The 24,982-nt window shown below is 60.7% G+C and carries 24 protein-coding genes and 2 tRNA genes; 18 read left to right on the top strand and 8 right to left on the bottom strand.

Going from position 1 to position 24,982, the window contains the following annotated elements:
• Positions 1-47: 47 nt before the first annotated feature.
• From BLO49_RS16510 to BLO49_RS16495, 4 genes are all read left to right on the top strand, one after another.
• Positions 48-1,409 (top strand): replication-associated recombination protein A, encoded by a 1,362-nt coding sequence (locus BLO49_RS16510; RefSeq protein WP_170828375.1) that lies wholly within the window; start codon positions 48-50, stop codon positions 1,407-1,409.
• 19 nt (positions 1,410-1,428) lie between these two features.
• Entirely contained in the window at positions 1,429-1,851 is a 423-nt protein-coding gene (locus BLO49_RS16505) for a DUF805 domain-containing protein (protein ID WP_245679072.1), read from the top strand.
• Positions 1,852-1,892: 41 nt separating this feature from the next.
• The gene (locus BLO49_RS16500; RefSeq protein ID WP_090650536.1) at positions 1,893-2,711 is read left to right on the top strand and encodes an RluA family pseudouridine synthase; all 819 of its coding nucleotides are present in this window, start codon (positions 1,893-1,895) and stop codon (positions 2,709-2,711) included.
• Positions 2,712-2,773: 62 nt separating this feature from the next.
• Positions 2,774-3,184, top strand: a complete 411-nt coding sequence (locus BLO49_RS16495; protein ID WP_090650535.1) for a DUF805 domain-containing protein — start codon at positions 2,774-2,776, stop codon at positions 3,182-3,184.
• 232 nt (positions 3,185-3,416) lie between these two features.
• On the opposite strand, the gene lipB is transcribed toward BLO49_RS16495, so the two are convergent.
• Positions 3,417-4,133, bottom strand: coding sequence for a lipoyl(octanoyl) transferase LipB (gene lipB / locus BLO49_RS16490; RefSeq protein ID WP_090650534.1), 717 nt, complete (start codon positions 4,131-4,133; stop codon positions 3,417-3,419).
• 132 nt (positions 4,134-4,265) lie between these two features.
• On the opposite strand from lipB, the gene BLO49_RS16485 reads away from it, so the two are divergent.
• The 4 genes from BLO49_RS16485 to BLO49_RS18690 all read left to right on the top strand — a co-directional run bounded on the left by BLO49_RS16485 (position 4,266) and on the right by BLO49_RS18690 (position 8,753).
• On the top strand, positions 4,266-4,559 hold the full coding sequence (locus BLO49_RS16485; protein ID WP_090650533.1) for a FliM/FliN family flagellar motor switch protein: 294 nt from the start codon (positions 4,266-4,268) through the stop codon (positions 4,557-4,559).
• Positions 4,560-4,648: 89 nt separating this feature from the next.
• A tRNA-Leu gene (locus tag BLO49_RS16480) sits at positions 4,649-4,733 on the top strand.
• A 56-nt stretch (positions 4,734-4,789) separates the two neighbouring features.
• A complete protein-coding gene (gene mgtE, locus BLO49_RS16475; RefSeq protein WP_090650531.1) occupies positions 4,790-6,283 on the top strand; it encodes a magnesium transporter in 1,494 nt (497 codons plus the stop codon).
• Between the two features lie 142 nt (positions 6,284-6,425).
• Positions 6,426-8,753 carry a lysozyme gene (locus BLO49_RS18690; RefSeq protein WP_090650529.1) on the top strand — a complete coding sequence of 776 codons (2,328 nt, stop codon included), beginning with the start codon at positions 6,426-6,428 and terminating at the stop codon, positions 8,751-8,753.
• On the opposite strand, the gene BLO49_RS16465 is transcribed toward BLO49_RS18690, so the two are convergent.
• Complete coding sequence (locus tag BLO49_RS16465; protein WP_090650528.1) at positions 8,750-10,567, bottom strand: patatin-like phospholipase family protein; 1,818 nt, start codon at positions 10,565-10,567, stop codon at positions 8,750-8,752. The genes BLO49_RS18690 and BLO49_RS16465 overlap by 4 nt on opposite strands.
• Positions 10,568-10,679: 112 nt before the next feature.
• Here BLO49_RS16465 and BLO49_RS16460 point away from each other — a divergent pair, with 112 nt between their 5' ends.
• The gene (locus tag BLO49_RS16460) at positions 10,680-11,069 is read left to right on the top strand and encodes a DUF1489 family protein (RefSeq protein WP_090650526.1); all 390 of its coding nucleotides are present in this window, start codon (positions 10,680-10,682) and stop codon (positions 11,067-11,069) included.
• Here the strand turns inward: BLO49_RS16460 and panC are convergent, their stop codons facing one another.
• Complete coding sequence (gene panC, locus BLO49_RS16455) at positions 11,070-11,912, bottom strand: pantoate--beta-alanine ligase (protein ID WP_090650525.1); 843 nt, start codon at positions 11,910-11,912, stop codon at positions 11,070-11,072.
• A 169-nt stretch (positions 11,913-12,081) separates the two neighbouring features.
• Here panC and BLO49_RS16450 point away from each other — a divergent pair, with 169 nt between their 5' ends.
• Together BLO49_RS16450 and BLO49_RS16445 are read left to right on the top strand one after the other, a co-directional pair.
• Positions 12,082-12,723, top strand: a complete 642-nt coding sequence (locus BLO49_RS16450; protein ID WP_090650523.1) for an SPOR domain-containing protein — start codon at positions 12,082-12,084, stop codon at positions 12,721-12,723.
• A gap of 33 nt (positions 12,724-12,756) precedes the next feature.
• A complete protein-coding gene (locus BLO49_RS16445) occupies positions 12,757-14,406 on the top strand; it encodes a phosphatidylglycerol lysyltransferase domain-containing protein (protein WP_090650522.1) in 1,650 nt (549 codons plus the stop codon).
• On the opposite strand, the gene sfsA is transcribed toward BLO49_RS16445, so the two are convergent.
• Positions 14,399-15,091 (bottom strand): DNA/RNA nuclease SfsA, encoded by a 693-nt coding sequence (gene sfsA / locus BLO49_RS16440; RefSeq protein WP_090650520.1) that lies wholly within the window; start codon positions 15,089-15,091, stop codon positions 14,399-14,401. The genes BLO49_RS16445 and sfsA overlap by 8 nt on opposite strands.
• 37 nt (positions 15,092-15,128) lie before the next feature.
• Between sfsA and BLO49_RS16435 the strand changes: the two genes are divergently transcribed.
• The 3 genes from BLO49_RS16435 to BLO49_RS16425 all read left to right on the top strand — a co-directional run bounded on the left by BLO49_RS16435 (position 15,129) and on the right by BLO49_RS16425 (position 17,524).
• Positions 15,129-15,920 (top strand): competence/damage-inducible protein A, encoded by a 792-nt coding sequence (locus tag BLO49_RS16435; protein WP_090650518.1) that lies wholly within the window; start codon positions 15,129-15,131, stop codon positions 15,918-15,920.
• Positions 15,921-15,934: 14 nt separating this feature from the next.
• Positions 15,935-17,383, top strand: a complete 1,449-nt coding sequence (locus BLO49_RS16430; protein ID WP_090650517.1) for a M20/M25/M40 family metallo-hydrolase — start codon at positions 15,935-15,937, stop codon at positions 17,381-17,383.
• A 54-nt stretch (positions 17,384-17,437) separates the two neighbouring features.
• Positions 17,438-17,524 (top strand) — tRNA-Leu (locus BLO49_RS16425).
• Positions 17,525-17,582: 58 nt separating this feature from the next.
• On the opposite strand, the gene BLO49_RS16420 is transcribed toward BLO49_RS16425, so the two are convergent.
• Positions 17,583-18,356, bottom strand: a complete 774-nt coding sequence (locus BLO49_RS16420) for a class II glutamine amidotransferase (RefSeq protein ID WP_090650516.1) — start codon at positions 18,354-18,356, stop codon at positions 17,583-17,585.
• Between the two features lie 128 nt (positions 18,357-18,484).
• Between BLO49_RS16420 and BLO49_RS16415 the strand changes: the two genes are divergently transcribed.
• Positions 18,485-19,072 carry an alpha-ketoglutarate-dependent dioxygenase AlkB gene (locus BLO49_RS16415; RefSeq protein WP_090650514.1) on the top strand — a complete coding sequence of 196 codons (588 nt, stop codon included), beginning with the start codon at positions 18,485-18,487 and terminating at the stop codon, positions 19,070-19,072.
• On the opposite strand, the gene BLO49_RS16410 is transcribed toward BLO49_RS16415, so the two are convergent.
• Positions 19,062-19,823, bottom strand: coding sequence for a pseudouridine synthase (locus BLO49_RS16410; protein WP_090650513.1), 762 nt, complete (start codon positions 19,821-19,823; stop codon positions 19,062-19,064). The two genes, BLO49_RS16415 and BLO49_RS16410, sit on opposite strands and share 11 nt — an antisense overlap.
• Positions 19,824-19,878: 55 nt before the next feature.
• On the opposite strand from BLO49_RS16410, the gene BLO49_RS16405 reads away from it, so the two are divergent.
• From BLO49_RS16405 to BLO49_RS16395, 3 genes are all read left to right on the top strand, one after another.
• The gene (locus tag BLO49_RS16405) at positions 19,879-20,532 is read left to right on the top strand and encodes a peptidoglycan DD-metalloendopeptidase family protein (protein WP_090650511.1); all 654 of its coding nucleotides are present in this window, start codon (positions 19,879-19,881) and stop codon (positions 20,530-20,532) included.
• Positions 20,532-22,178 carry a PQQ-dependent sugar dehydrogenase gene (locus BLO49_RS16400; protein ID WP_090650510.1) on the top strand — a complete coding sequence of 549 codons (1,647 nt, stop codon included), beginning with the start codon at positions 20,532-20,534 and terminating at the stop codon, positions 22,176-22,178. Before BLO49_RS16405 ends, BLO49_RS16400 begins: the two co-directional genes overlap by 1 nt.
• Before the next feature lie 87 nt (positions 22,179-22,265).
• Complete coding sequence (locus tag BLO49_RS16395; protein WP_170828374.1) at positions 22,266-22,760, top strand: Hpt domain-containing protein; 495 nt, start codon at positions 22,266-22,268, stop codon at positions 22,758-22,760.
• A gap of 77 nt (positions 22,761-22,837) precedes the next feature.
• Here BLO49_RS16395 and BLO49_RS16390 read toward each other — a convergent pair whose 3' ends face one another.
• Both BLO49_RS16390 and BLO49_RS16385 read right to left on the bottom strand, forming a co-directional pair.
• Entirely contained in the window at positions 22,838-24,406 is a 1,569-nt protein-coding gene (locus BLO49_RS16390; protein WP_090650507.1) for an alpha-N-arabinofuranosidase, read from the bottom strand.
• An 86-nt stretch (positions 24,407-24,492) separates the two neighbouring features.
• A complete protein-coding gene (locus tag BLO49_RS16385) occupies positions 24,493-24,936 on the bottom strand; it encodes a MarR family winged helix-turn-helix transcriptional regulator (protein ID WP_090650505.1) in 444 nt (147 codons plus the stop codon).
• Between the last annotated feature and the right edge of the window lie 46 nt (positions 24,937-24,982).

Below are 24,982 nucleotides of genomic sequence, written 5' to 3'. Positions count from 1 at the left end.
GTTAATTTTGCCTTCCCACATCGGGGAGGATGTTCTATATTTGTTTCATGTCGAAAGCGCCTCTTGCCGACCTGTTCGGCGCCCCCGAACCGTCGCTGAAAAGCGCTATCCCGCAAGTCGATGAGGCCGCAAAACCTCTGGCCGATCGTCTGCGCCCGAAAACTCTTGCCGAGGTGGTGGGGCAGGATCACGTGCTGGGCAGCGGCGGGGCGATTGCAAGGGTGATCGAACGCGGATTTTTGCCGAGCCTGATCCTGTGGGGACCGCCGGGCGTCGGCAAGACCACGATCGCGCGTCTGCTGGCCGAGGCGGCGGGCTATGAGTTTCAGCAGATTTCGGCTGTCTTTTCCGGCGTGGCCGATCTGAAGAAGGCTTTCGAGCAGGCGCAGTTTCGGTATTCTCAGTTAAAGGGGGGCCAAGGCGCGCGCACGGTCCTTTTCGTTGATGAAATCCACCGTTTCAACCGTGCCCAGCAGGATAGTTTCCTGCCCTATGTCGAGGCCGGTGTGGTGACCCTGATCGGCGCCACCACCGAGAACCCGTCGTTTGAACTGAACGGCGCTTTGTTGTCGCGCTGCCAGGTGTTTGTGCTCAAGCGGCTGGATGACACGGCGCTCGATCAGCTTATGGCGCGGGCCGAAGCGCACCTCGGCCACGGCCTGCCGCTGACGCCGGAAGCCCGCGATACGCTGAAACTGCTGAGCGATGGTGACGGCCGCTATATCCTCAGCCTGATCGAGTCGCTCGATCATATGGGCTTTGACGCGCCGATCGATAGTGACGGCCTGCTGGCGCATCTGCAAAAGCGCCGGCCGAACCACGACAAGGACCGGGAAGGGCACTACAACCTGATTTCCGCCCTGCACAAGTCGGTGCGCGGCTCCGATCCCGATGCGGCGCTCTACTGGTTGGCGCGGATGCTGAATGGTGGCGATGATCCGTTATTTATCGCCCGCCGCCTGATCCGCATGGCCTCGGAAGATATCGGCAATGCGGACCCGATGTCTTTGTTGATGTGCCATGCGGCGCGCGATACCTATGAAGCTCTGGGCTCACCCGAAGGTGAACTGGCCCTGGCGCAGGCCGTCGTCCATATGGCCGCCGCGCCGAAATCCAACAGCGTCTATACGGCCTTCAAGGCGGCGACAAAGCTGGCCAAGGAAACCGGTCATCTCGATCCGCCGGCGGTGATCCTGAATGCGCCGACCAAGCTGATGAAGGAGATCGGCTATGGCGCCGGTTATATTTATGACCCGGACGATCCCGATGGCTTCTCCGGCCAGAACTATTTCCCTGATGGCATGAGGCGCCCGAAGTTCTACGATCCCAAGGGTGACGGCCACGAGGGCAAGACAAAACAGCGGCTTGAATATCTCAGTGAGTTGAGGCAACAAAAGCAGAAGCGGTAATCTATCCGAGGGGGAAGTTATGGGCGGAATGTCAATCTGGCATTGGATCATTATTCTGGTCCCGCTGCTCCTGGCCTGCCTGCCGCTGATCATCAAGAAACCGGGCGGAACTAACCGTTATGGCCCCGATCCGCGTCCACGCGATTTCGGCGACGCCATTGGCACCTGTTGGAACAACTATGCGAACTTTCAAGGCCGTGCCAGTCGCTCGGAATATTGGTGGTTTTATTTATTCGTGTTCATTTTTAGCTGCATTCCGTTGATTGGGCTTGCTAGTCTCATCCTGATTATTCCACAACTGGCTGTCGGTGTGCGCCGTTTGCATGACATCAATCGCAGCGGCTGGTGGCTGCTGCTCTGGTTCACGGGCTTCGGTATGATTACGCTGATCATTATGATGGCGCAGCCGCCGCATCACAGCCGTCAGGAAGATGTATTCTGAAACCTTTTGACCTTACGCCTTGCTGGCGCTAGGCATCGGCCATGGTCAAGCATTCCCCCCAGCATCGCCAGGCGCTCGCCAGTGGCCGCAGCCGTCCGCCGCAGAGGAGCAAGAGCGATAATCCCCGCAAGGCGCCGCGCCTGATACCGGAGGCCGATCAGGTGTGGGTAAAGTCGATGATTGTCTATGAAGACGAGCACATCATGGGCTTCAACAAACCTTCGGGCCTGTCTAGCCAAGGGGGACGTGGCGGCGGGCACAATCTCGACGACATGATGTGGACCTTCGTCAAGCCATCCGGCCGTCGACCCATGTTGATCCACCGCCTGGACCGTGACACGTCCGGCATATTGCTGGTGGCCAAAACCCAGCCGGCGACCTCTTATCTCGGCAAGGCGATGATCCGTCGGGCCTTCGCCAAGACCTACCTGGCGGTGGTGGGCAATCCGCATAACCTGCCGGAAAGTGGCGTCATGACCTTCCCGTTGCGCCGCGAGGAAATCGGCCGCGAAGCCTATAGCCGCGTCTGCGCCGCCGATCATCCTGATGCCCAAACCGCCGAAACGGCCTTTACCGTGCTGGCACGGACCGACGAAGCCGCCCTGGTGCGCTGTGAGCCCCATACCGGTCGGATGCACCAGATCCGCGTCCATTTGGCGGAAATGGGCTCGTCGATCGCGGGGGATGTCCGTTATGGTGGAGCGTTGTCACTGGGTGGCGTGTCGGTGCCGCGCCTGATGCTGCACGCCCGGCAACTCACCTTTCCGCACCCCGATGGCCGCGGGGAATTCACCCTGGAAGCGCCGGTGCCGGAAGATATGGCCAGCCTGTGCCGCGAGATCGGCCTCGACGGGCTTTAAGCCTTTTTGCTTTTCGCCTGTGGCTTCATGGTATAAGGGCAAGCAAAGCGTTGGAGTGGCTGATGAATCGGAAAATCGACTGGAGCGAACTGTTTTTCTCGTCCACGGGCCGGGCCGGGCAGGTGCCTTCGATCATAGCGGCAGCCGTTCTGCTGCTGTTTCTGGCGGTTTATGAGTCGGTGGTGACCGGCGCCCTGTCGTTCCTCAACTGGATCGTTTATCCGATATTGTTCTATTGCGGCGCCTGCGTCGTCTCAAAGCGCCTGCATGATCGTGGCCGTTCCGGCTGGTGGGCCGGTATCATCCTGCTGGCGGTGGTGATGGTCTGGCCGCGTCCACAGGGCTTTTTCGATTTTATCGCCGTGGTGGTGCTGGTCTGGGCGGCCATCGACCTGTGCGTTATGCCCGGCGAGCGCGGCGATAACCGCTACGGGGCGACGCTGTTTCGTCTGACGCCGGGCGAGCAAAACTAAAGAAAAAATGCCGAGCGTGGCGATAATCGTTATGGAGTGACGCTTTTTCGCCTGACGCCGGGCGAAAGCTAAGCAAGAAGCCCCACCACCACGCCATGAAGAATGGCGCGGTCCCCCTCCCCAACAAGTTGGGGAGGCATAGGCGAAGTGGCTTTTTATACTTCCCCGCTTGTCGGGAGGGGGACCGCAATAAGAGGACCCTTGCGCTGGCGAGACGCAGTGGCGGGGTGTCTTACTTCGCTTCCACTGGCCCGAAGATCGCCTCGAAACTCGATTTCAGCGCGTAATCGACCTCATCCATGATTACTGGCAGGCCGAGGTCGAGCAGGCTGGTGACGCCGTGCTCAGTAATGCCACAGGGGACAATGCCGTCGAAATGCGTGAGGTCCGGCTCAACATTCAGGCTGATGCCGTGGAAACTGACCCAGCGGCGCAGCTTGATGCCGATGGCAGCGATTTTGTCCTCGGTCAGGGGCTCGTATCCCTTATCCCTCCGCTCGACCCAGACGCCGACCCGCCCGTCACGGATATGGCCTTCGACATTGAATCGCCACAGCGTATCGATCAGCCAGCGCTCCAGGGCCTCGACAAAAGCCCGGACATCCTTGCGGCGCTGGTTGAGATCAAGCATGACATAGACCACGCGCTGGCCGGGACCGTGATAGGTATATTGCCCGCCGCGCCCGGCATCGAACACCTCGAAACGGTCCGGCGCGATCAGGTCTTTCTTCTTCGCGGAAACCCCGGCGGTATAGAGCGGCGGATGCTCGACCAGCCAGACCATCTCCCGCGCCTCTCCGGCGGCGATGGCGGCCACGCGCGCTTCCATAAAGGCCAGGGCTTCGGGATAGGGCACGAGTGCAGGGGCCACGATCCATTCAGGCGGCAGCCCCGTTTTTTTAGCGAACGGCGGATCGATTTCTTCGGGATTTAACGTCTCGGAAAGCATGTCGCTTCAATGTGTCATAAGTTGTTAAGAGGCAAGGCCCTAATATAGGGGTTCCCTCGGAGTTTTTTTTATTTTGTCGCGCAATTTATCCGAAAACCGGGCCGCCGGTGCGGTGGCGTCCACTTTGTCAGATTGCGCTTCGGATGTGTGGGTTTAAGGGGCTGTTTTTTCGTGTCTAACCAGGTGGGCGCCGTCCCCGTTGAAATTTCGGTTCTGCTGGGGCGTTCGGTTTTGCCGATGGCGCAACTGCTGCGCATGGGTCGTGGCGCGGTGATTCCGCTGGATGCCCATGAGCATGACGAGGTGTGGATCCTGGCCAATAATCACCCGGTGGCGCGCGGCGAAATCCAGATTTTCGAGGAAAAGATCTCGATCGTGGTCACCCGCCAGGCCAATGTCTATGACTTTATGGCCATCGGTTCGTAAGCGTGACCGCTAATATTTTGGGATAGTTGCGATTAAGGGCTTCCCAAAGCGTAAAAGTGTTGCTATCTGCGCCCCTCTCCGGATGGCGTGCGGTCATGGCGGAATTGGTAGACGCGCAGCGTTGAGGTCGCTGTGGGGCAACCCGTGGAAGTTCGAGTCTTCTTGACCGCACCAATCCGGAGATCATTTTTGAGGCATACGCGATAGCGTCTGAATGGGGAGCCTGAGCGATGAGCCAGAAGTCCGAAACCCCTCAAAAAGCAGATATTTCTGAAAATGATGTACTTGTCGCCGCGCCGGTTAAAGACCGCCGCGACAATGAGGAGATTGATGCCGGGCTGATCACGCCCGAGCAGATCGAGGATTTCGCCCTTAAGGACGACTACGCCCTTAATCCGCAATATATCTCGCTGGTTATCGATGCCGCCGATCGCGGCGATGGTCTGCGCCTGCGCGAACTGCTCGACGCCCTGCATTATGCTGATATCGCCGACCTGCTGGGCTTCCTGTCGGAAGATTACCGCGAGGAGGTCATTCCGTGGATTCCCTCCGACGCCCTGGCCGATATCCTGCCGGAACTCGATGACGATATCCGCGAGGAAGTTATTGAGAGCATGCACACGGCCGATATCGCCGAGGTGCTCCAGGAACTCGATTCTGACGACGCGGCGGCCGTTTTCGAGGACCTGGAGGAAGACCAGCAGAAGGCGGTTCTGGCCGCCATGCCGGAATCCGAGCGCGAGGCCATCGTCACGTCGCTCGCCTATGAGGAAGAAACCGCCGGCCGCCTGATGCAGCGCGAAGTCATGGCCGCGCCCAGTTTCTGGACCGTGGGTCACGCCATAGACCATATGCGCGAAGCCGGCGACGACCTGCCGGAGTTGTTCTTCGACATCTATGTCATTGATCCCTCGCACAAGCCGGTGGGCGCCGTGCCGGTATCGGTGCTGATGCGGACCAAACGCGATATGGTTTTGTCGACGCTCATGGACCCGACGACGGAAATCACCGTCGACATGGACCAGGAGGAGGTCGCCTACATCTTCGAGAAGTACCACCTGATCTCGGCGCCGGTGGTGGATGCCTCCGGCCGGCTGGTCGGGCAGATCACGGTCGACGACATCGTTAACATCATTCAGGCGGAAAACCGCGAAGACATCCTGGCGCTCGGTGGTGTGTCGGATATCGAGGGCCGCGACACCGGTATTTTCGGCATGGTAAAATCGCGCCTGCCCTGGCTGCTGGTCAACCTGCTGACAGCCTTTGCCTCAGTAACGGTGATCAGTGCCTTCCAGGGCGAGATTGTAAAGATGGTGGCCCTGGCGGCCCTTATGCCGGTTGTGGCCTCGATCGGCGGCAATTTCGGCACCCAGGCCCTGACCGTGGCCGTGCGCGCCCTGTCGGCGCGTGAGTTGACCGCCGCCAATGCCGCGCGCACCTTGTGGCGGGAAATCATGTCGGGCTGGTTGGTCGGCGCCTGTGTGGCCATTGGACTGGCCGTGGTCACCTTGATCTTCTGGCATGACGCCAAACTGGCTTCGGTGATAGCCGGCGCCATCCTGATCAATTTTACCATGGCGGCCCTCGCCGGCACCCTGATCCCGATGGCGGCGTCGAAATTCGGCATCGATCCGGCCGGTGCCTCGCCGATCTTCGTGACGCTCGTTACCGATTTCTGCGGGTTTTTCAGTTTCCTTGGTCTGGCTGCCATAATCCTCTTGTAAATCTTAAATGGTCTGTGGTTTGCTAGATTGGAACACAAGGCTCGAAAACTGTCTTGTTTTGGAGCAATCGGGCGGTTGCCGCCTGTGGTGTTCGGCCCTGTGACGTTCAGTCAGGGGCCAGGTTCAGGGACTGGGATTACGGATGAGAGCGCGTCAAAAAGTCTCCCGCGCGGGGGTCGAGCTCATCAAGAGTTTTGAGGGGCTGCGCACAACTGCGGCCCGTTTGCCCGACGGTCGCTGGACCCTGGGCTATGGCCATACCTTTTCCGCTCGCGAAGGCGCCCGCGTCACGCAGGAAGACGCCGATGCCCTGTTGCGCTTCGACCTGCTGCCGGTGGTGGACGCCATCAACAATCTGGTGCTCGTGCCGCTGAACCAGAACCAGTTCGATGCGCTGGTGTCCTTCTGTTTCAATATCGGCGCCGAGAATTTCGCCCAGTCAACCGTGCTCAAGCGTATCAACGAAGGCCGTTACGCTGAAGCGGCGCTAGCCATGGATAGCTGGCGTTCGGCCGAATTCAACGGTCAGACCTATGTGCTGGCGCCGCTGATCCGCCGCCGCGCCGCCGAAAAGGATCTGTTCCTGACACCCGAAGAGGTCAGCCACCAGGCTGCCACGCTTGGGCGACCGGTGGAAGATGTGCGGCCGTCGGCTGCCGCCCCTGAGGCCAGCTATATCAATCCGTATGCCTCGCCGGCCCCGGCCGCAGCGGAACGCCAGGTCATCGATCTGGGCACGTCCGCGCCATCTGAAACCGTTGTGGAAAGCCTGCCGCAAGGTTTTACCGGTACGCCGGTGCCTCCGGCTGCGCCTGAACCAAGGACCAGCATCGATATTCAGGCCGCCATCGCCCGCGCCCAGGACGAACACAGACGACTTGAAGAGGCTCAACGGGCAGAGGCCCTGCGCGCTGAGGCGCAGCGTATCGAAGCCGAGCGTATCGAGGCCCAGAAACTTGAAACCCAGCGCCTTGAGATGCAGAGGGAGGCCGAGGCGCTTGCGGCCGCTGAAGCGGCGCGTCTGCAGGAACAGCAACGCCTGGAAGCCGCGCGCATCGAGCAGGCCAGAATTGAGCAAGCCAGACTTGAGCAGGCCAGGGTTGAACAAGAGCGCCTGGAACAATGGCGCCTGGAACAGGCCCGTATCGAAGCGGAGCAGGCCGAGGCCGCCCGTCTGGCCTCTATCCGTGCCGAAGCCGTGCGTCAGGAACAGATAAGGCTCGAACAGGTCCGTCTTGAACAGGCGCGCATCGAAGCGGAACGTCTGGAGCGGGAACGCCTGGAAACGGAGCGCCTGGAAGCTGAACGGCTCGAAAACGAGCGCCAGGAAGAGATACGCCAGGCGCAGGCCCGCCTGGAAGCCGAACGTCAGGCTGTCGAGCGCGCGCAGGCGGAACAGGCCAGACTTGAGCAGGCCAGACTTGAACAAGCGCGTCTTGAACAGGCCCGCCTTGAGCAGGAAAAGCGTGATCGGGAAGCGGCGGCCGCTCAATCGGCCCCTCCGGCTGATGACGAAGCGGAAATGGCGCGCAAGGCCGAGGCCGCCGCCGCCCTGATGCGGCTGTATTCGCCTTATGGCGGCGGCAATCTGGGGCGTCCGCTGGCCGGGCCTTTCCCGAAGCCGGCGCCAGACCCACAATATGCGCCGCAAGCCGCGCCGCAACCTGCCCCAGTGGTAACACCGACGGTGCAGCCAGGCCCCGAATTTACCAATCACAGCCTCATTTCGCCTTCGACCGCTGAGTCGGCGCCATTTGAAATTTCGTCACGCGCGGAAGCTGTGTCAGAAACCCCTGAGCCGGAAGTGGCGCCAGCGGTGGTGGATTTCAGCCCGACCGGTTCGGCCTCGACCATGCCGCCGCCGGTGATTACCGCCCTGAACCCCTACGCCAGGCCGATCCCGGCCGCCGCGCCCGTGATCGCGGCGGCAACTGAAACCCTGGTCGAAGTCCCCCGTCCAGCGCCGGTCGATCTGTCGGCGCCGTCCAATGCGCCGATTGCGGCGGAAATGGCCGGCCTGCACTGGCGCGAACAGCTCCAGCGTCCGCTGCCGCAGGATTACCAGGCCCCACAGGCAACACCGCAAAGGACGGAGCCGGAACAGCCTTTCCTGCGCGCTGGCCCGTCATCGAATTTCCAGACCGCGGCCTATGAGGACGACAGCGAGTCGTGGATGATGAATGGGGATCGCATCGCCCTGTCCGCCGAAGAGGCCGATGAGCCGCATGAGACCTTGTGGCAGATGATCATGAAGACGCTTTGGCTCATCACCATCAGTGGTATTGGCCTGGGGTGCCTTGGAGCCGCGACGGGTGCGTGGTGGCAGGCGACGCACGATCAGACCGTCATCCGCAACGGCATGGTCGATACCTACACCTTTATTTCCATAGGCACCGCCGCGCTGGGCATCCTGTTCGTTTCGATATCGGTGTGGCTGATCCTGAAACGCCTGGGCGGCTTGAAGGATTAGGTTCTGGCGCGTCCCGTATTCGCCGGCGGCTCGACGGCGGTTGCCATATAGCTGTCGTCCGGCGTGAAGGCCGGGATATTGGGATGCACACTCTTGCCCAGCTTGCGCAGGGTCGTCACCGGCGAATCGAGTTGCGCCAAGGTGGCCACGGTCGTCTGGTAACCGCTCTCCACCGCCTTGTCGTAGGCTTTCCAGTCACGGATCTCGACGCCTTCCGGCTCTGGAATGATCAACAGGTCGGTGGCGGCGCGCGAAAGCGCCAGGTCGGCGGCGGTGATGATGGTGGCCGAGCGCATCATCACCGAGACAATCGGCGGGCCGCGGCGCCAGTCGCCCTTTGCAAACCACGAGCCGAGGTTTTTCGGGATGACCAGTGCCCGCGGATCAAGCCCGCGCGCCCGCGTGACATCGACGCCGATGACCGTGCCCAGGTGCGTATTGCGCATCATGGTGGCGGGGAAGGAGCGCATGACCGCACCATCGACCAGCACCTCGCCATCCTCCACCACCGGTGGCAGGACCCCCGGCAGGGAAATGGAGGCCCTGAGAGCGCGGCGCAGTGTTCCGGTCTTGTGAACCTTCAAAACTCCGGTGGTCAGATTGGATGACAGGCAGAAGAAAGGAATGGGCATATCCTCGATCTGAACATCGCCGAAATGCTTTTCCAGCCGTTTGTCGACCTTGGCGCCGGATACCATCGAGATAAATGGCATGACGATGTCATCGAGTGGCGAGGAGTTGACGAAGGCATCACGGATACGCCAGTCGATTTCGGCTTCGTCCCAGCCCAGCGCCAGGCTGGCGGCGAGAATGGCGCCCATAGAAGAGCCGCAGACGAAATCAACAGGAATATGCGCCTCGCGCAGGGCCTGAATGGCGCCGATCTCGGAAAAGGCGCGGGCGCCACCGCCCGAAAAGACGACGCCGACACTGTGGCCGGTGATGATACGCGCCAGACGGGCGGCGTCATTGACATTATCGGGATGGGTATGGAACCAGCGCGTCGGCTCGATGACATTCAGCCAGGCTTTTGTGCGGCCGGGGATATGCGGCCGGATGTCATTCGGATAGAGCAGGATCAGGTCGGGCGCGCGGTGGAGCAGTGATTTCTCCCAGGCGCTGGCCAGGGCATCGGGTGGCCGCTCGGCATTGGCCAGCAGGAAGACATGATCGACCTGGCGGGCGCTCAAAAGCCGCCAGTGGCTTTCATGGCATTCGGCCACATGCAGCACATAGTCGTTCTCGGCTTCGATCTGGCTGAAGGCTTCTGGCGCGGTGCCGTGGAAGGCCTTGTCGATGATGGCGACCGTATAGCCAAGCGCGCGCACCTGCACGGCGATACGGTCGATCAGGGGGCGGATCGGCTGGTCGCATATGGCGTAGAAGGCAAAGACATTGGGCGTGACATTCGGCGTTTCACGCCGGGCGCGCTCGATCATCTTGCGGGCCAGGGCGAGCGTCAGTTCCGGACGCGATTCCATGGCGGCGAAGAAGGCGTCGCGCGGCATGGCCAGAAGGTCGGAATCACGCAGGGCCATGACCGTGGAACTGTGCGAGGTGCCGGCGATCAGCGACATTTCACCGACCGGTTCGCCGGGCCGGATAATGCCGATCAGGGAAAGTTCGTCGTGGTCTTCATCATGGCGAAAAGCCCCAAGTCGGCCGGAGCGCAGCAGGTAGAGGTGATCCGACTCATCGCCGGCGCTGAACAGGCGCGATCCACCGGGCAGGGAAATCAGGCTGGCGCTCTGGCCCAGGGCGGTGCCGAACAGGCTTTCCATTGCCGCTTGCAGGGAAGGGGTATCCTTGGCCATTCGTATACGCAAAACCTCTTATCGCCGGTACGCACTTTAACTATAGAAGTGCGCCCGATTTGCTTCTAAATATTTAAGCCTCTTTTTTAACGCTGTTAAGGGCACTGTTCGTTTGAGTGACATACATCTGGTAAAATTATGCGTCGGCGCCGACAGCCTGGATGACCTGCTGCGCTGGGAAAAGGCGCGCGGGGAAATCTCCTACATTCACACGCGCAACCGCCCGACGCGCTGGGAAGAACTGCTGGAAGGCGGTTCGCTCTATTGGGTGATCAAGGGCGTGATCCTGTGCCGGCGCGAGATCGCTTCGTTTGACGAGGAAGCCGATCACTGGCGGATTGGTTTGCGGACGAAGAACATCCTGACCGAGGCGCAGCCGCGCCGCGCCTTCCAGGGCTGGCGGTATCTGAAGGCGGAAGATGCGCCGCGCGACATCATAGAAGGCGAGACTGACCTGCCGCCGGACATGATGAAGGCGCTGAAGGAAGCGGGTGTGTGGTGATCAAGCCGGAATATTATCGATCAGGCGCGTCTTGCCGAGCCACAGGGCGGCCAGCAGACGGCGAGAGGTCGTCTCCGGCGTGACCTCGCCGAGCGTGTCGGCATCACGCAGGGCGATATAGTCGATCTGGCCGAAACCGGCGGCTTGCAACTCGGTCTTGGCCGTATCGATTGTCAGGTGGCCATCGCGGATGGCTTCCAGCGCCTGATGCAGTTTCGGGGCGATGGCGCGTTCTTCCGGAGAGAGGTAGGCATTGCGCGAGGAGAGGGCGAGGCCATCGGCTTCGCGCACGGTCGGCATACCGATAATCTCTATGCCCATATCGAAATCACGGACCATGGCGCGGACGACCGCCAGTTGCTGGAAATCCTTTTCGCCAAAGACGGCGACGTCCGGCCGCACCTGGTTGAACAGCTTGGAAACGACCGTGGCGACGCCGGAGAAGAACTGCGGGCGGAAGTCGGTTTCCAGGCCAAGCGCCGGGCCGGCCAATTCAATCCGGCTGACGAAGTTTTTCGGATAGAGCACATCGACGGTCGGCAGGTAGACCAGGTCGCAGCCAACACTTTGCAGGCGGGCGATGTCGCCGGCTTCGTCGCGCGGATAACGGTCGAGGTCTTCGGTCGGGGCGAATTGCAGCGGATTGACAAAGATCGATACCACCACCTTGTCGCACAAGGATTTGGCGTGGCGTACCAGGGCCAGATGGCCGTCATGCAGGGCGCCCATGGTGGGGACGAAGCCGATGGTGGCGCCGCCGGTGCGCAAGGCGGCCAGTTCGGCCTTCAGCGCGGGCAGGGTACGAGCACGGGCGATTTCGAAGGGTTTGGCGGTATCCGGCATAAGCGCTTTCCGAAAAGTGTAACGCACTTTTTGGTTTAAAAAGCGCGTATACTAGAAAGATTAGAGCGTTTCGGAGATGGTGATCAGATCGAAGACGCCCTAATCACTTGTCCGTTATTAACCATATTCGCTAACCCTATTTTTGCGGGTCTGGCGCATAACCGGCCTTATGACTGATATGGCCCCCTTTCGTAAAGCTCTCATTTTGTGCGCTGCGGCGATCTGCGCCATCAGCCTGACGGCGTGCGACAACCAGAACCTCAAGGAATCCCTGGCGAGGATCAAGGAAATCCCGGTCGATGACAGCGGTGCGAACCAGTCGGCGGATGCGGATGCGAAGAGCCTGAGCAAGGAAGACGTACAACTGGTCGTCAACACCGCGAAAGATCTGGCGGTCGGTAAGGGCGGCCTGCTGCATGACGGCGATGGTCCGATCGCCAGACCGAAGGTCAGGATCGCCATTGTAGACCCGCTCAAGATGCCGACCGAGGCCAATGCACCACTGGAAACGGGTGCCGCGGCCTCTTCGCCGACGCCGCAACCGGTGACGACGGTGGTGACCACGCGCGGCAATCGCGTCATTCAGATCGGCTCGTTCGGATCGGCCGAAGCGGCGCAAAACGCCTGGCTCGGCCTGCAGGCGCGCTATCCCGGCGTCGAGCAGTATCATCCGGTCTACCAGAAGATCACCACGGCTTCCGGCAAATCCATGGTACGGCTGAAGGTGGGGCCGGTGGCCAGCGAAGACCAGGCGCATTCGCTCTGCCTGCAACTGGATATCCGCGATAGCTGGTGCAGCAAGGCCAGCTAGACCTTGGCCGCGAATTGTGGTGAATAGCCACGCATGACGGCCCTACAGCATCGCGCGAACCTCAACCATATATTGTTCGACTTCGCCACGCGGATGATCCCTGCGGCGTTTGCCACCGTCATGTTCGCGGCGGGCACCCTGCTGCTGCTGTCGATCCTTACCCCCATTGATCCGGCCGTCATGCCATTGGTCAAGAAATGGCTGCCGCTGGGACTGGTCGAATTCTCGCACATTATCGGCCTGGTCATCGGCGTCATGATGATCTTCCTGGCGCGCGCCCTGTGGGAGCGCATTGAAACCGCCTGGTATCTGGCTATCGGATTGTTCTGCGCGGCTGCGGTCCTCTCGCTGACCCGTGAACTGGCGCTGATAAATGCGGTCCTGCTGACCATCTGTGCCCTGCTGCTGATCCCTTGCAAGGGGGCTTTCAACCGGCGCTCTAACCTGCTCAGCCTGTCGATCAATCCGTTGTGGGCCTTCACCAGCCTGTTCACCCTGGGCCTGATCATCTGGGGCGGCTTCTATGTCTACCAGCATGTGCCCTATGCCCACTCGATGTGGATCGACTTTTCCTACCATGCCAATACCTCGCGCTTTCTGCGTGGTGTTGTCGTCATCATTGTCACCATTACGCTGATCACGCTCTACCGCCTGTTTGGCATCGCGCGCCAGACGCCGCCCGTGCCGGACATGTCGGACATGGACTCCCTGAAACAGGTGGTTTCCGGCGCCTCCAATCCGCAGGCATGGCTGGCCCTTTTGCGTGACAAGCAGATATTATGGAATGACGCCCGCACCGCCTTCATCATGTATGGTGTTTCGGGCAAGCAATGGGTGGTGATGGGCGAGCCGGTCGGGCCGCGCACCGAGGCGACGGCGCTGTGCTGGGAACTGAAGGAAATGGCGGCCATGGCCAATGCCCGCCTCAGCTTCTACCAGGTCAGCCCGGCGCTTCTGCCACTGGTGCTCGATCTGGGCCTGTGGCCATACAAGATCGGTGAGGAGGCCATGGTCGATGTGCGCTGTTTCGACCTGGCCGGCAAAAAGGGCTATGGCTTCCGCCAGACCCTGAAACGCTTCGAGGGATTAAACGCGACCTTTGAAGTCATTGCACCCGAAGATCTGGAGCCGCATATGCTGCGCCTGAAGCAGGTGTCCGATGCCTGGCTGCAAACCAAGTCGGCAAAAGAAAAGAGCTATTCGCTCGGCTCCTTCAAGGCCGATTACATGCGCCTGACGCCGGTGGCGGTGGTGCGGCTGGAAGGCGAGATCATGGCCTTCGCCAATCTGTGGCCGACCCAGGACAAGACCCTGCTGACGCTTGACCTGATGCGCTACGATCCGGCCTCGCCGCCAAGCATCATGGAATATCTCTTCCTGCAACTGATCGCCTACAGCCGCGAGCAGGGCTATGGTCATTTTTCGCTGGGCATGGCGCCGCTGGCCGGTCTGGAAGCCAAGCCGCTCAGCCGCGCCTGGTACAAGATCGCCTCGGTCATCTATCAGTTCGGCGGCGACTTCTATAATTTCGAGGGCTTGCGCGCCTATAAGGAAAAATTCAAACCGGACTGGGAGCCGCGTTATTTCGCCGTGCCAGGCCAGGAAGCCGCACTGATGCCGGCCCTGCTGGCGGTGGTGGCGCTCGGTTCCAGGAAACCTGGACACGGCAAGGCTGTCAGATGATTTCCAGCCCAGTGGCCAGGCGCAGGCCCGTTTCGGAAAAGCCAAATCCGGTGGCGATAAACTCCACGCCGGCCTCGCGGGCGGCATCATAGGCGCGGCCGAAACCGGGATCGCAGTCGCGGGCGATATCGAAACGCTGGCAGTCATCGCGCTGAACACAAAAAACAACGACGGCGCGAGAGCCGGTCTTCACCATTTCGATCAGTTCATAAAGATGTTTAGTTCCGCGTTGCGTCACGCAATCGGGGAATTCCGCCAGACCTGCTTGCCGTGAAAAATGGACGTTCTTGATCTCGATATAGGCGTCAGGGCGGAAAGCGTGGCCGCTGGTATAGAGGTCAATGCGCGAATTGCGGCCGTATTTTTTCTCCGGCTGTATGGCGGCGTAGCCGGTCAATTCGGGCACGAGGTCCAGCGCGACCGCCTTGTTGATCAGGCGGTTGGGCCACTGCGTATTGATGCCCACCCATATGTTATCCTGCGCCAGCGCCTCCAGCCGGTACTGCAACTTTTTCTTGGGATCATTGAGTGGCGTGACCAAGGCAGGCGTCCCTGACGTCAGCAGGCCCAGCATCTTGCCGGGGTTCGGGCAGTGTGCTGTAATGATTTCACCTGTATCGAGTTCGATATTGGCGAAGAATCGCTTGTATCTGGTGACGAGCCGCCCTTTTATGAGACCGCTCATGCCGATAAGTGAATCTGAGACCACTGGAGCCCTTCCCATGACGACCAATCCGACCGCCGCCATTCTGATTATCGGCGACGAGATCCTGTCCGGGCGTACCACTGACTCCAATATCAATACAATCGCCCGGTTTCTCGGCGCGCTGGGTATCGACCTGCGCGAGGTGCGGGTTGTGCATGATGAGGCGGACCAGATCATCGAGACCGTCAATGCGCTGCGCAATACTTATGAATATCTTTTTACCACCGGCGGCATCGGACCGACGCACGACGATATCACGGCCGACTGCATGGCAAAGGCTTTCGGCGTGGATATCAGCGAGCACCCGGCGGCGCTGAAATTGCTGATGGATCGCTCCATCGCCATGGGCTGGACGCTGAATGAAAACAGCCGCCGCATGGCGCGCATTCCCCATGGCGCGGAACTGATCAAAAATCCGGTTTCGGCCGCGCCCGGCTTCCAGTTGGGCAATGTGTTCGTCATGGCGGGTGTCCCCAAGATAATGGAGGCCATGCTGGAAGACGTGGCGCCGCGTCTGCGCACCGGCGCGCGCGTGCTGTCGCGCACCCTCAAGCTATCCTATGTCGGTGAAAGCGCGGCAGCCGATGCCCTGCGTGAGATTAATGCACGTTATCCCGACCTGTCGCTCGGCAGCTATCCCTATGGCCTGTCGCTCGATGGCGCCTTCGGTACGCACCTGGTGGTCCGCGGCCGGGATGCCGAGCAGGTCGATGCTGCCACGAATGAACTGAAGGCGGCGCTAGCCTCGGTGGTGGAAGCCGGCAAGGCGCGCAATCCGCTGGCCAGTTTTGAAGAAATTACCGCGTAACTTTGAGGAATATCATGAAATTAGCTGTCACCGGCCTTGCCGCCGTTCTCACCCTGAGCGCCCTACCGGTTATGGCCAAACCAAAGCCTGTCCCTGTGGCGGCCGCGCCGGTGTCGGTCGAGGTTCAGGCGGCCGCTTTGCGTGACGACGCGCTGAAATCCAATGTCGCCTATGATTTCCTCTCGGAACTGACCACGCGCTTTGGCCCGCGTCCGGCCGGCAGCGATTCTGAAAAGCGCGCCGCCGAATGGGCCGCCGCGCATCTGAAGGAACTGGGCTTTCAGAACGTCCATATCGAGACCTTTCCGCTCCATGTCTGGGCGCGCGGCGGTCCGGAAACCATCGCCATCACCGGTGAATTTGCCCAGCCCCTGGTCGGTGTGTCGCTCGGTGGCACCACGGCCGGCGAGGTCGAGGCCGAAGCCGTCATGTTTGATACATATCAGGAATTTCTCGATTCCGCGCAGGACTTGACCGGCAAGATCGTTGTCATTCTCCAGCCCATGGCCAAGGCCAGCAATGGCTCAGGCTATGGCCGCATGTCGGGCACGGTGCGCGCCAAGGGGCCGATGGAGGCCCAGAAGCGCGGCGCGGTCGGCTTTGTCATGCGCAGTCTCAGCACGGATGGCAATCGCTTCCCCCATGCCGGCGCCTCGGCCTGGTCGGATGGCAAGGGCATCCCGGCCATGGCGATCAGCGCGCCGGACGCTTCCCAGCTTGGTCGCATCGAAGCCCTGCAAAAGGCCGGGAAGGGCGGACCGGTCCGCATTCACATGAAGACGACCGGCCAGTTCCTGGGGCTCAAGACCTCGCAGAACGTGGTGGCGGATCTGGTCGGGTCTGAAAAACCGCAGGAAACCATCGTGGTCGGTGGTCACCTCGATAGCTGGGACCAGGGCACGGGTGCGATTGATGATGGTTCCGGCATCGCCATCACCATGGCGGCGGCCAAGGTGATGATCGATCATAATCTCAAACCGAAGCGCACGATCCGTGTTGTTTTCTGGGGCTCGGAAGAGGTCTCGCAACCAGCCGGGGATACGACTGAAACCGGCGGCGGCGCTTTCCGCGAGGCGCACAAGGCCGAACTGGCCAACTATGTGGCGCACGCCGAGTCCGACTTCGGGGCCGACAAAATCAACAACTTCTCCCTGATGCCGACCGACGATGCGGCTTTTGTCACCAAACTGGGCAACCTGCTTTATCCGCTGGGCATCTATCAGGACACCAAGGCCACGCCGGGCGGCGGTGAGGATTCCGGCGCCATGAACGGTTTCGTGCCGGCCTTCGATCTCAATCAGGACGGCTACCGCTATTTCGATACCCACCATACGCCCAACGATACGCTGGACCGCATCGATCCGCAGCAACTGAGCCAGAACGTCGCCGCCTGGACCGCCACCCTGTGGCTGATGGCCAATACTGATGTCCGCTTCAAGCTGCCCGCGAAAGACACAAAGTAGGCTTTACGACTCCCTCCGTTTCAGGCAGAAGCATCCCCCTGCCTGCCTGGACATGCGGCCATGGCGAAATTGGTAGACGCAGCAGACTTAAAATCTGCCAGGAGCAATCCTATGCCGGTTCGACCCCGGCTGGCCGCACCACCAGGGGGCAAGCCCCCTGGACCCATAAGTTTTACAGAGCAGGCGGCACTGTCGCTGTTTATCGGAATGTTTTCACAATGTTCCCATTGCGCGCCAACAACGTGGTCTGTGGTTCGACAGGCGTCCATGTCTCGTTGCGGGTGAGGGGTGTCGAGGCCAGGATAACCACGCGGTCATCGGGCGTTGTTTCCTGGGCGAAATCGACCTCCATGTCCTCGTCGATCAGGCTGGCCTGGCCAAAAGGCGCGCGGCGCTCGACATAGCACAGTTTGGTCGAGCAACTGGCATAGAGGGCGCGGCCGTCGCTCAGCAGCGCATTGAACACCCCCAATCTGCGCAGTTCCGCGAACAACTCGGCTATCGCGCGGGCCAGCACGGGATCGGACGGACGTTTCGGAAACTGCGTGCGCAACCGATCGAGCAGCCAGCAGAAGGCATGTTCGCTGTCCGTCGTGCCGATCGGTGAATAAAAGGTCAGGGGGCGCTTCTTGATGCCCTTCAACTGGCCGTTATGGGCGAAGCTCCAGGCGCTGCCCCACAGTTCGCGGCTGAACGGATGGGTGTTTTCCAGCGCTATCCGGCCGCGATTGGCCTTGCGCACATGGGCAATGACGATCAGGCTCTTGATGGGATAGGACTTGATGAACCGCGCCAGCTCCGAATGGGCGCTGGGATTGGGGTCGTGGATGCTGCGGCAGCCCTTCTGCTCGTAGAAGCTGATGCCCCAGCCGTCGGTATGCGCGCCCGTGGCACCGCCACGTTGTGATAGGGCGGCGAAGCTGAAGCGCACATCGGTGGGCACATTGGCGCTCATCGCCAGAAGTTCGCACATAAAGGGTCTCGTCAGAAGCAGGGCCTGGGGAGCCCTCTAAAAGCATAGATGTTTGTGCCTGGCCACAGAAGCCTTGATTTGGGCTCGGATAAGTGTTCTTATTTTGTTCTGAAAAATGAGAGCGCTGAATGCCTGCCTTACCGAGCCTGTCCCTGTTTGAAGATGAGCTGATATCCGGCCTGGATTACGTGGACGACTATATCACGCCGTCGGAGGAGGAGGCCCTGATTGGTGAGATCGACAAACAGCCTTGGTCGATGGAACTCCTGCGTCGGCGACAGTGGTATGGCTGGGCCCCGGATGACACGGCCTATGGCGCGCCGGACGAATACCGGCCGCAGCCCATGCCGGACTGGCTGCGCTGGCTGGCGGCGCGTCTCCATGCCGATGGCATTTTCCAGGGCGTGCCGGAGCGGGCGCTGGTCAATGAATATCATCCGGGGCAGGGGATTGGTGCCCACAAGGACCGGGACGCGGAGCGCATAAAATCCGTGGCTATTATCAGCCTGGGGTCTCCGATCATGATGGATTTTACGCGGCTGGGCCACGCCCCGCGCGCACAGTATCTTTATCCCCGCAGCCGGTTGACCATGCAGGGCGAGGCGCGGGAAAAATGGATGCACGGCATTACCGGCCGTAAGACGGACAAGGTGGGCGGGCTGATCCTGCCGCGCCAAAGGCGACTGTCAGTGACCTTTCGCTATGTCAGCCCTTGATCAGGGCGGCGCGTTCTTCCGGCGTGATAAACCGCCATTGGCCTTCCGGCAGGTTTCCGATGCGCAGACTGCCAATGCGGACGCGGTAGAGATCGACCACGCGCAGTTCGCACATGTCGCACATGCGGCGGATCTGGCGATTGCGGCCTTCTTTTAGTATGAAAGTCAGGGCCTGATCGCCGGTCTGGATGACCTTGGCGGGCTTGAGCTTGCGGCCGTCGAGTTCGAGGCCGTGGCGCAGCCATTTCAGTTTTTCCTCGAAGATCGGCCCGCGCACTATGACGCGATATTCCTTTTCCAGGTCGCTTTCCGGGCCGATGATCGCCTTGGCCAGCACGCCATCTTCGGAAAGGATCAGAAGGCCGCGCGAATCCTTGTCGAGCCGGCCCACCGGCGCCAGCTTGCTGTTTTGATCGGGATAGACATCCGCGGGGCCGAAAACATTGGCGCGGCGGATCATACGGATAGCCGGCGTTTCGCCCGGCTCCGGCTGGCCGGACACGATGCCGATGGGCTTGTGATAGATAATGGTCATGCGGGCATCGAGCGCCGCTGCGCCGCCGTGGTCGAGCGTCAGCGTCTGGCCGGGCTCGATCTTGTGGCCGGCGGATGTGATGGTTACGCCATCGATTTTAACCAGTCCCTCCGCGATCAGGCTGTCGGCCTCGCGCCGCGAGCATACGCCGCTCTGGGCCAGCCACTTGTTGACCCGTACCGGCTCATCGCCATCATATGTTTTGCTTATGGACATGCGGCTTCCTACAGCCTGATTGCCGGGCGGGCAAGTCTGGGCTAGGTTTGGTGGGATGACTTATGCGCTTTATACCGACTGGCTGAAAACCGCACCGCCGCGCGCCGAAATCATGCGCGGGCTGCATACGCGCTTCGAGCCAATCCGTCTCGATGCCCAAGGCGCGCGGAGGCTGGGGCTGATAAACGGCCTGTCGGGTGATGCCGTTCTGGCAAAGGGTTTGCTGGTTGGGGGCTATGACGAGGAACGGGCTATCTATTCCGGACCGGTGTTTGAAACGCCTGATGGCTCTGAGCCGCGCACCATCCATCTCGGAATCGATCTTTTTGACGCGGCCCGAATGCCTGTTTTTGCGCCGCTGGCAGGGCGCGTACACAGCTTCCAGGATAATGCCAATCCGAAAGACTATGGGCCGACGATCATTCTCGAACACGAAGTCACGTCAGAACTGATTTTTTACACACTCTATGGTCACCTGAGTCGTGACAGTCTTGACGGCCTGTTTGTTGGCAAGCCCGTGGCGGCGGGCGAAGAGATGGCGCGACTGGGCGAAGCGGCGGTAAATGGCGACTGGCCGCCACACCTGCATTTCCAGCTTATCCTCGATATGCAGGGCAAGCGGGGCGACTATCCCGGGGTTTTCAAGAAGAGCGAGCGCGAACAATGGAAACAAATCTGTCCCGATCCCGCCCCGTTGCTGGGGATTTGATGAGGCCGCTGCTGGCGGGCCTGTGTCTGCTGATGACCCTGGCCTTGCCGGCCTGTTCAAAGGCGGCTTCGCCGGAGCAGATTGCGGCAGGCAAGGCGGTTTTCGCCGCTAATTGCGCGCTGTGCCACGACGCCAGCCCGGCCATGGGAACGTTTCAGGGGCCGCCCCTGTTTGGCGTAGCCGGCCGCAAGATCGGCGGCGTGGCGGGCTTTGACTACTCCGATGCCCTGAAGGCGGCTCATGGCCGCGGCGAAACCTGGGGTGAAAGCAACCTCGATGCCTTCCTGGCCGATCCGCAGCAGGCCATGCCGGGCACGCAGATGCCGGTCAATGTGCCGGACGCTACCGACCGCCGTAACCTGATCGCCTACCTGACCAGCCTGAACGGCAAAGCCGCTGCCGCCACAAAGGCTGTGGCGCCGGTGAGCGGAAACGGCAATTTTGACTGGCGAAAAGACGCGCCGGGCGTCCTGCACCAGGTGACGGTGGCGGATTTGCCGAAGCCCTTTGCCACCAATTCCGCCGGCAACAGCGCGCAATATGTCGCGCCATCGGCGAATTTCCTGCCGAAGGCGCCGGCAGGTTTTACTGTGTCGCAGTTCTCGAATGACCTGGACGGGCCGCGCAATATGCGCACGGCGCCGAACGGCGATCTTTACATAGCGGAATCCGGCCGGGGGCGCATCAGCGTATTTCGTAATCAGGGCGGCAGGGTCAGCGCCGCACGGGAGACCTTTGCCGAAGGACTGGATCAGCCGTTCGGCATCGCCTTCCTGAACGGTTATGTCTATATCGCCAATGTTGGCTCGGTCGTGCGGATTCCGATCGCTGGTGGTAAAGCTGAAACGGTGGTCGCCAATCTTTCAACGACCGGCGGCCATTCGACGCGCGATATGGCTGTCTCAGGCGACGGCCAGTATATCTATGTCAGTGTCGGTTCTGCCAGTAATGTGGCGGAAGGGATCGGCAAGGCGCCGAAGGACTTCATCGCCGGTCACGCCCTGGGCGAAAGCTGGGGCAGCGAGGCGGGGCGGGCTTTGGTGCTGCGTTTCCGGACGGATGGCAGCGACCGGCATGTGTTCGCCACCGGCATCCGCAACTGCGTTGGCCTGGCCTTCAGGCCCGGCACGGATGACCTCTACTGCACGACCAACGAACGCGATATGCTGGGCGACAATCTGGTGCCGGACTATTTCACCCGTGTCGCCGACGGCCAGTTTTTCGGCTGGCCGTGGTACTATCTCGGTGATCATGAAGACCCGCGCCAGGCCGGCGTGCGCCCGGACCTGAAAGGCAAGGTCAGTGTGCCCGATACGCTGTTCGTTTCGCATTCGGCTCCGCTCGGCTTTACCTTCTACCAGGCACCGGCGGGCGCGGCCTCGGCCTTTCCGCCGCAATATGACGGCGCGGCCTTTATCGCCTTGCATGGCTCATGGAACCGGGCGGCGCGCACTGGCTCTAAGGTGGTGATCGCCCGTATGAAAGACGGCCGCCCGACTGGCGAATATGAGGACTTCCTGACGGGGTTCATTCTCGATGACCGGCATGTGTCGGGCCGCCCTGTGGGTGTTGCGGTCGGGCCGGATGGCGCGCTCTATGTGTCGGATGATGCGGGGAGCCGTATCTGGCGCGTGGCGGCCGGATAGAAATTTCCGGCGCATTAGCGGTTCTTAAATGACCTTCGTATAACATCGGTTCATTCGATTTGCGTAGAAGGTTTACCTGAAATGGCCATGCCGGAAAAAGCTCAGATTATTCAAGTGCCAAACACCTTACGCGCCAAGGTGGGCGGACGGCTGGGCGCGCTGGATGCCCAGGCCGTCGCCAAGGCCGAGGCGGCCCTGGCCGATCTGTCCAACCATTTTGAAGACTGGTTGATGGATGAAATCAGGAAGCTGGAAGAGGTTCAGGCCCGGATCAAGGAAGAAGGGCTGAACATGGTGAATTCCGACCAGCTCTTTTATCGCGCCCATGATCTCAAGGGGTTGGGCACAACCTACGGGTTCCCGCTGATCACGCGCGTGGCCGGTTCGCTGTGCAAGATGCTGGACGAGGAAGAAAAGCGCATGATCGCGCCGTGGAAACTGGTCGAAGCCCACCTCGATGCCATTCGCGCTATTGTGCGCGGCCAGATCAAGACCGTGGATCATCCGACGGGCCTCATGCTGTCCGAAACACTGGAAGCCCGCGTCAAGGAACACCTCGAAGCGGCTGGCCTCTACACCTGATTTCCCGCTGAATCTGGAAACAAAAAGCCCCCGCTGGCAATACCGGCGGGGGCTTTCTTCATTATGCAGGCAGGTATTTAGTCCAGCGAAACGACCGTGACCGATTCCGGCGCCAGCTTCAGCACCAGTTTACCGCCCTCGGCCGTGGCTGAGATGGCCTTGGGCACGACCGTATTCGGCTTGTCGAAGGTGTTGATGCTGTCGATCTTCGGCGCCGTCAGGGTCTGGCCGGAGGCAGATTTGGCCTTCAGGCCCAAGGCATCCAGGTCAACTTCCAGCGGCTGTGTCGGGTCGATATTGGTGATCGAGACATAGACCTTGCCGTCTTTTGCCTTGGCGGCGGCGATATCGGCACGCGGCAGGGTGACGCCGCCGTGGCTATAGGTACCGGCGTCATAGGTGACCGGCAGGAAGGTGGCATCCTGCCACGGCACGTACATCTTGAAGACGTGATAGGTCGGGGTCAGCACCATCTTGTCGCCATCGGTCAGGATCATGGCCTGCAGGACGTTGATCATCTGGGCGATATTGGCCATGCGGACACGATCGGCGTGGCGCGTGAAGATATTGATCGTCACGGCGGCCAGGACGGCATCGCGCTGCGAGTTCTGCTGGAAGAGGAAGCCAGGATTGGTGCCGGGCTCGTTCTTCAGCCAGGCACCCCACTCATCGACGACGAGCGCGACCTTCTTTTGTGGGTCGTACTTGTCCATGATGGCCGAATGTTTGGTGACCAGTTCGTCCATGCGCAGGGCGGTCTTGATCACCTTGGCGTATTCGGTCTCATCGAAACCGGAGGCCGGCTGGTAGGGCGGCCAGTTTTCAAAGCCGGAATAGAAGTGCAGCGACAGGCCGTCGATCTCCTTGCCTTGGGTGTCCTTCATGACCGTTTCGGTCCAGTTGTAGTCATCGACATTGGCGCCGGAAGCGATCTTCATCATGCGCTTGTCGCCCGTCTGTTCCGGATTGTAGTTCTTGGCGTAGGTCGAGAAGGCACGATACTCGTCGGCATAATGTTCCGGCGTCATGTTGCCGCCGCAGCCCCAGCTTTCATTGCCGATGCCGAGGAAGTTGACGGCGTAAGGCGCTGGGTGACCGTTTTCGCGGCGCGCCATGGCCAGGCTCGTTTCCTTTTCCGAGGTCATATATTCCAGCCACTCGGCGGTTTCGCGCGGGGTGGAGGAGCCGACATTGGCCGAAACATATGATGCGGCGCCGATCTGGCTCAGGAAGTCCATATATTCGTCGGTGCCGAAGGTGTTAGGCTCGATCACGCCGCCCCAGTTGGAATTGAGCGTGACAGGGCGCGGCCCTTTGCCGATGCCCTTCTCCCAGTGGTATTCATCGGCGAAGCAGCCGCCGGGCCAGCGCACGTTCGGCACCTTGATCGCCTTCAGGGCGGCTACGACATCATTGCGGATGCCACGGGTATTGGGGATGGGCGAATCCTTGCCGACCCAGATACCGCCATAGACGCCGGTGCCGAGGTGTTCGGCGAATTGTCCGAAGATCTGGCGGCTGATCGGCGCGCCGGGCTTGGTCGTATCGACGGTGACCTGGGTGACAGGCGTCGCGGCATTGGCCATGGCCGCCCAGCCAAAGGCGACCAGGCCGAGCGCGGTTAAGGAAACTGCGTAGTGACGCATGGAAAAAAACTCCCTGAGGTGTCCGGTATTATGATTGGGTTATTTTGTAGGACAATTGAAACGGGCTGACAAGGCGTCTTTTTCGGCTATTTTTCGCGTAAGGATTGGCCGAGCGCCTTGACTTCCTCACGCAAAGCCATGAGGCCGTCGAGTTCCATGCCGGAGGCGCACAGTATGGCCTGCGGGATGGCGCGGGCCTTTTCCCTCAGACTTTTGCCCTGTGGAGTCAGGTGAACACGCACGATGCGTTCATCCTTTGCGTCCCGGCCACGTGTCAGCAGTCCGGCCTTTTCCATGCGCTTGAGCAGGGGGGTGAGGGTGCCCGAATCGAGATGCAGGGGATGGGCGATCTCGTTGACCGAACGGCCATCCTGGTCCCACAGAAGCAGCATGACGAGGTATTGCGGATAGGTCAGGCCCATAGGCTCTAGGTGCGGTTTGTAAGCCTGTGCAAAAGCGTGCGCCGCCGAATAGACGGCGAAGCATATCTGGTTTTCCAGTTTCAGCTCTGGCGGGGAGGTATCGGGCATGGCTAGGCTCACAAAACTTTTTTAATTATATAGCGCACAATTTAGT

Source organism: Asticcacaulis taihuensis, from assembly GCF_900100255.1.
Taxonomy (GTDB): Bacteria; Pseudomonadota; Alphaproteobacteria; order Caulobacterales; family Caulobacteraceae; genus Asticcacaulis; species Asticcacaulis taihuensis.
Note: the sequence above shows the minus strand (reverse complement) of the source record. Positions and strands in the feature narration are given on the sequence as shown.

Bases quoted from the DNA above. Each gene is read 5' to 3' on its own strand.
- BLO49_RS16510 (WP_170828375.1), top strand. From the start codon at position 48: ATGTCGAAAGCGCCTCTTGCCGACCTGTTCGGCGCCCCCGAACCGTCG.
- BLO49_RS16505 (WP_245679072.1), top strand. From the start codon at position 1,429: ATGGGCGGAATGTCAATCTGGCATTGGATCATTATTCTGGTCCCGCTG.
- BLO49_RS16500 (WP_090650536.1), top strand. From the start codon at position 1,893: ATGGTCAAGCATTCCCCCCAGCATCGCCAGGCGCTCGCCAGTGGCCGC.
- BLO49_RS16495 (WP_090650535.1), top strand. From the start codon at position 2,774: ATGAATCGGAAAATCGACTGGAGCGAACTGTTTTTCTCGTCCACGGGC.
- lipB (WP_090650534.1), bottom strand. From the start codon at position 4,133: ATGCTTTCCGAGACGTTAAATCCCGAAGAAATCGATCCGCCGTTCGCT.
- mgtE (WP_090650531.1), top strand. From the start codon at position 4,790: ATGAGCCAGAAGTCCGAAACCCCTCAAAAAGCAGATATTTCTGAAAAT.
- BLO49_RS18690 (WP_090650529.1), top strand. From the start codon at position 6,426: ATGAGAGCGCGTCAAAAAGTCTCCCGCGCGGGGGTCGAGCTCATCAAG.
- BLO49_RS16465 (WP_090650528.1), bottom strand. From the start codon at position 10,567: ATGGCCAAGGATACCCCTTCCCTGCAAGCGGCAATGGAAAGCCTGTTC.
- panC (WP_090650525.1), bottom strand. From the start codon at position 11,912: ATGCCGGATACCGCCAAACCCTTCGAAATCGCCCGTGCTCGTACCCTG.
- BLO49_RS16450 (WP_090650523.1), top strand. From the start codon at position 12,082: ATGACTGATATGGCCCCCTTTCGTAAAGCTCTCATTTTGTGCGCTGCG.
- BLO49_RS16445 (WP_090650522.1), top strand. From the start codon at position 12,757: ATGACGGCCCTACAGCATCGCGCGAACCTCAACCATATATTGTTCGAC.
- sfsA (WP_090650520.1), bottom strand. From the start codon at position 15,091: ATGAGCGGTCTCATAAAAGGGCGGCTCGTCACCAGATACAAGCGATTC.
- BLO49_RS16435 (WP_090650518.1), top strand. From the start codon at position 15,129: ATGACGACCAATCCGACCGCCGCCATTCTGATTATCGGCGACGAGATC.
- BLO49_RS16430 (WP_090650517.1), top strand. From the start codon at position 15,935: ATGAAATTAGCTGTCACCGGCCTTGCCGCCGTTCTCACCCTGAGCGCC.
- BLO49_RS16420 (WP_090650516.1), bottom strand. From the start codon at position 18,356: ATGTGCGAACTTCTGGCGATGAGCGCCAATGTGCCCACCGATGTGCGC.
- BLO49_RS16415 (WP_090650514.1), top strand. From the start codon at position 18,485: ATGCCTGCCTTACCGAGCCTGTCCCTGTTTGAAGATGAGCTGATATCC.
- BLO49_RS16410 (WP_090650513.1), bottom strand. From the start codon at position 19,823: ATGTCCATAAGCAAAACATATGATGGCGATGAGCCGGTACGGGTCAAC.
- BLO49_RS16405 (WP_090650511.1), top strand. From the start codon at position 19,879: ATGACTTATGCGCTTTATACCGACTGGCTGAAAACCGCACCGCCGCGC.
- BLO49_RS16400 (WP_090650510.1), top strand. From the start codon at position 20,532: ATGAGGCCGCTGCTGGCGGGCCTGTGTCTGCTGATGACCCTGGCCTTG.
- BLO49_RS16395 (WP_170828374.1), top strand. From the start codon at position 22,266: ATGCCGGAAAAAGCTCAGATTATTCAAGTGCCAAACACCTTACGCGCC.
- BLO49_RS16390 (WP_090650507.1), bottom strand. From the start codon at position 24,406: ATGCGTCACTACGCAGTTTCCTTAACCGCGCTCGGCCTGGTCGCCTTT.
- BLO49_RS16385 (WP_090650505.1), bottom strand. From the start codon at position 24,936: ATGCCCGATACCTCCCCGCCAGAGCTGAAACTGGAAAACCAGATATGC.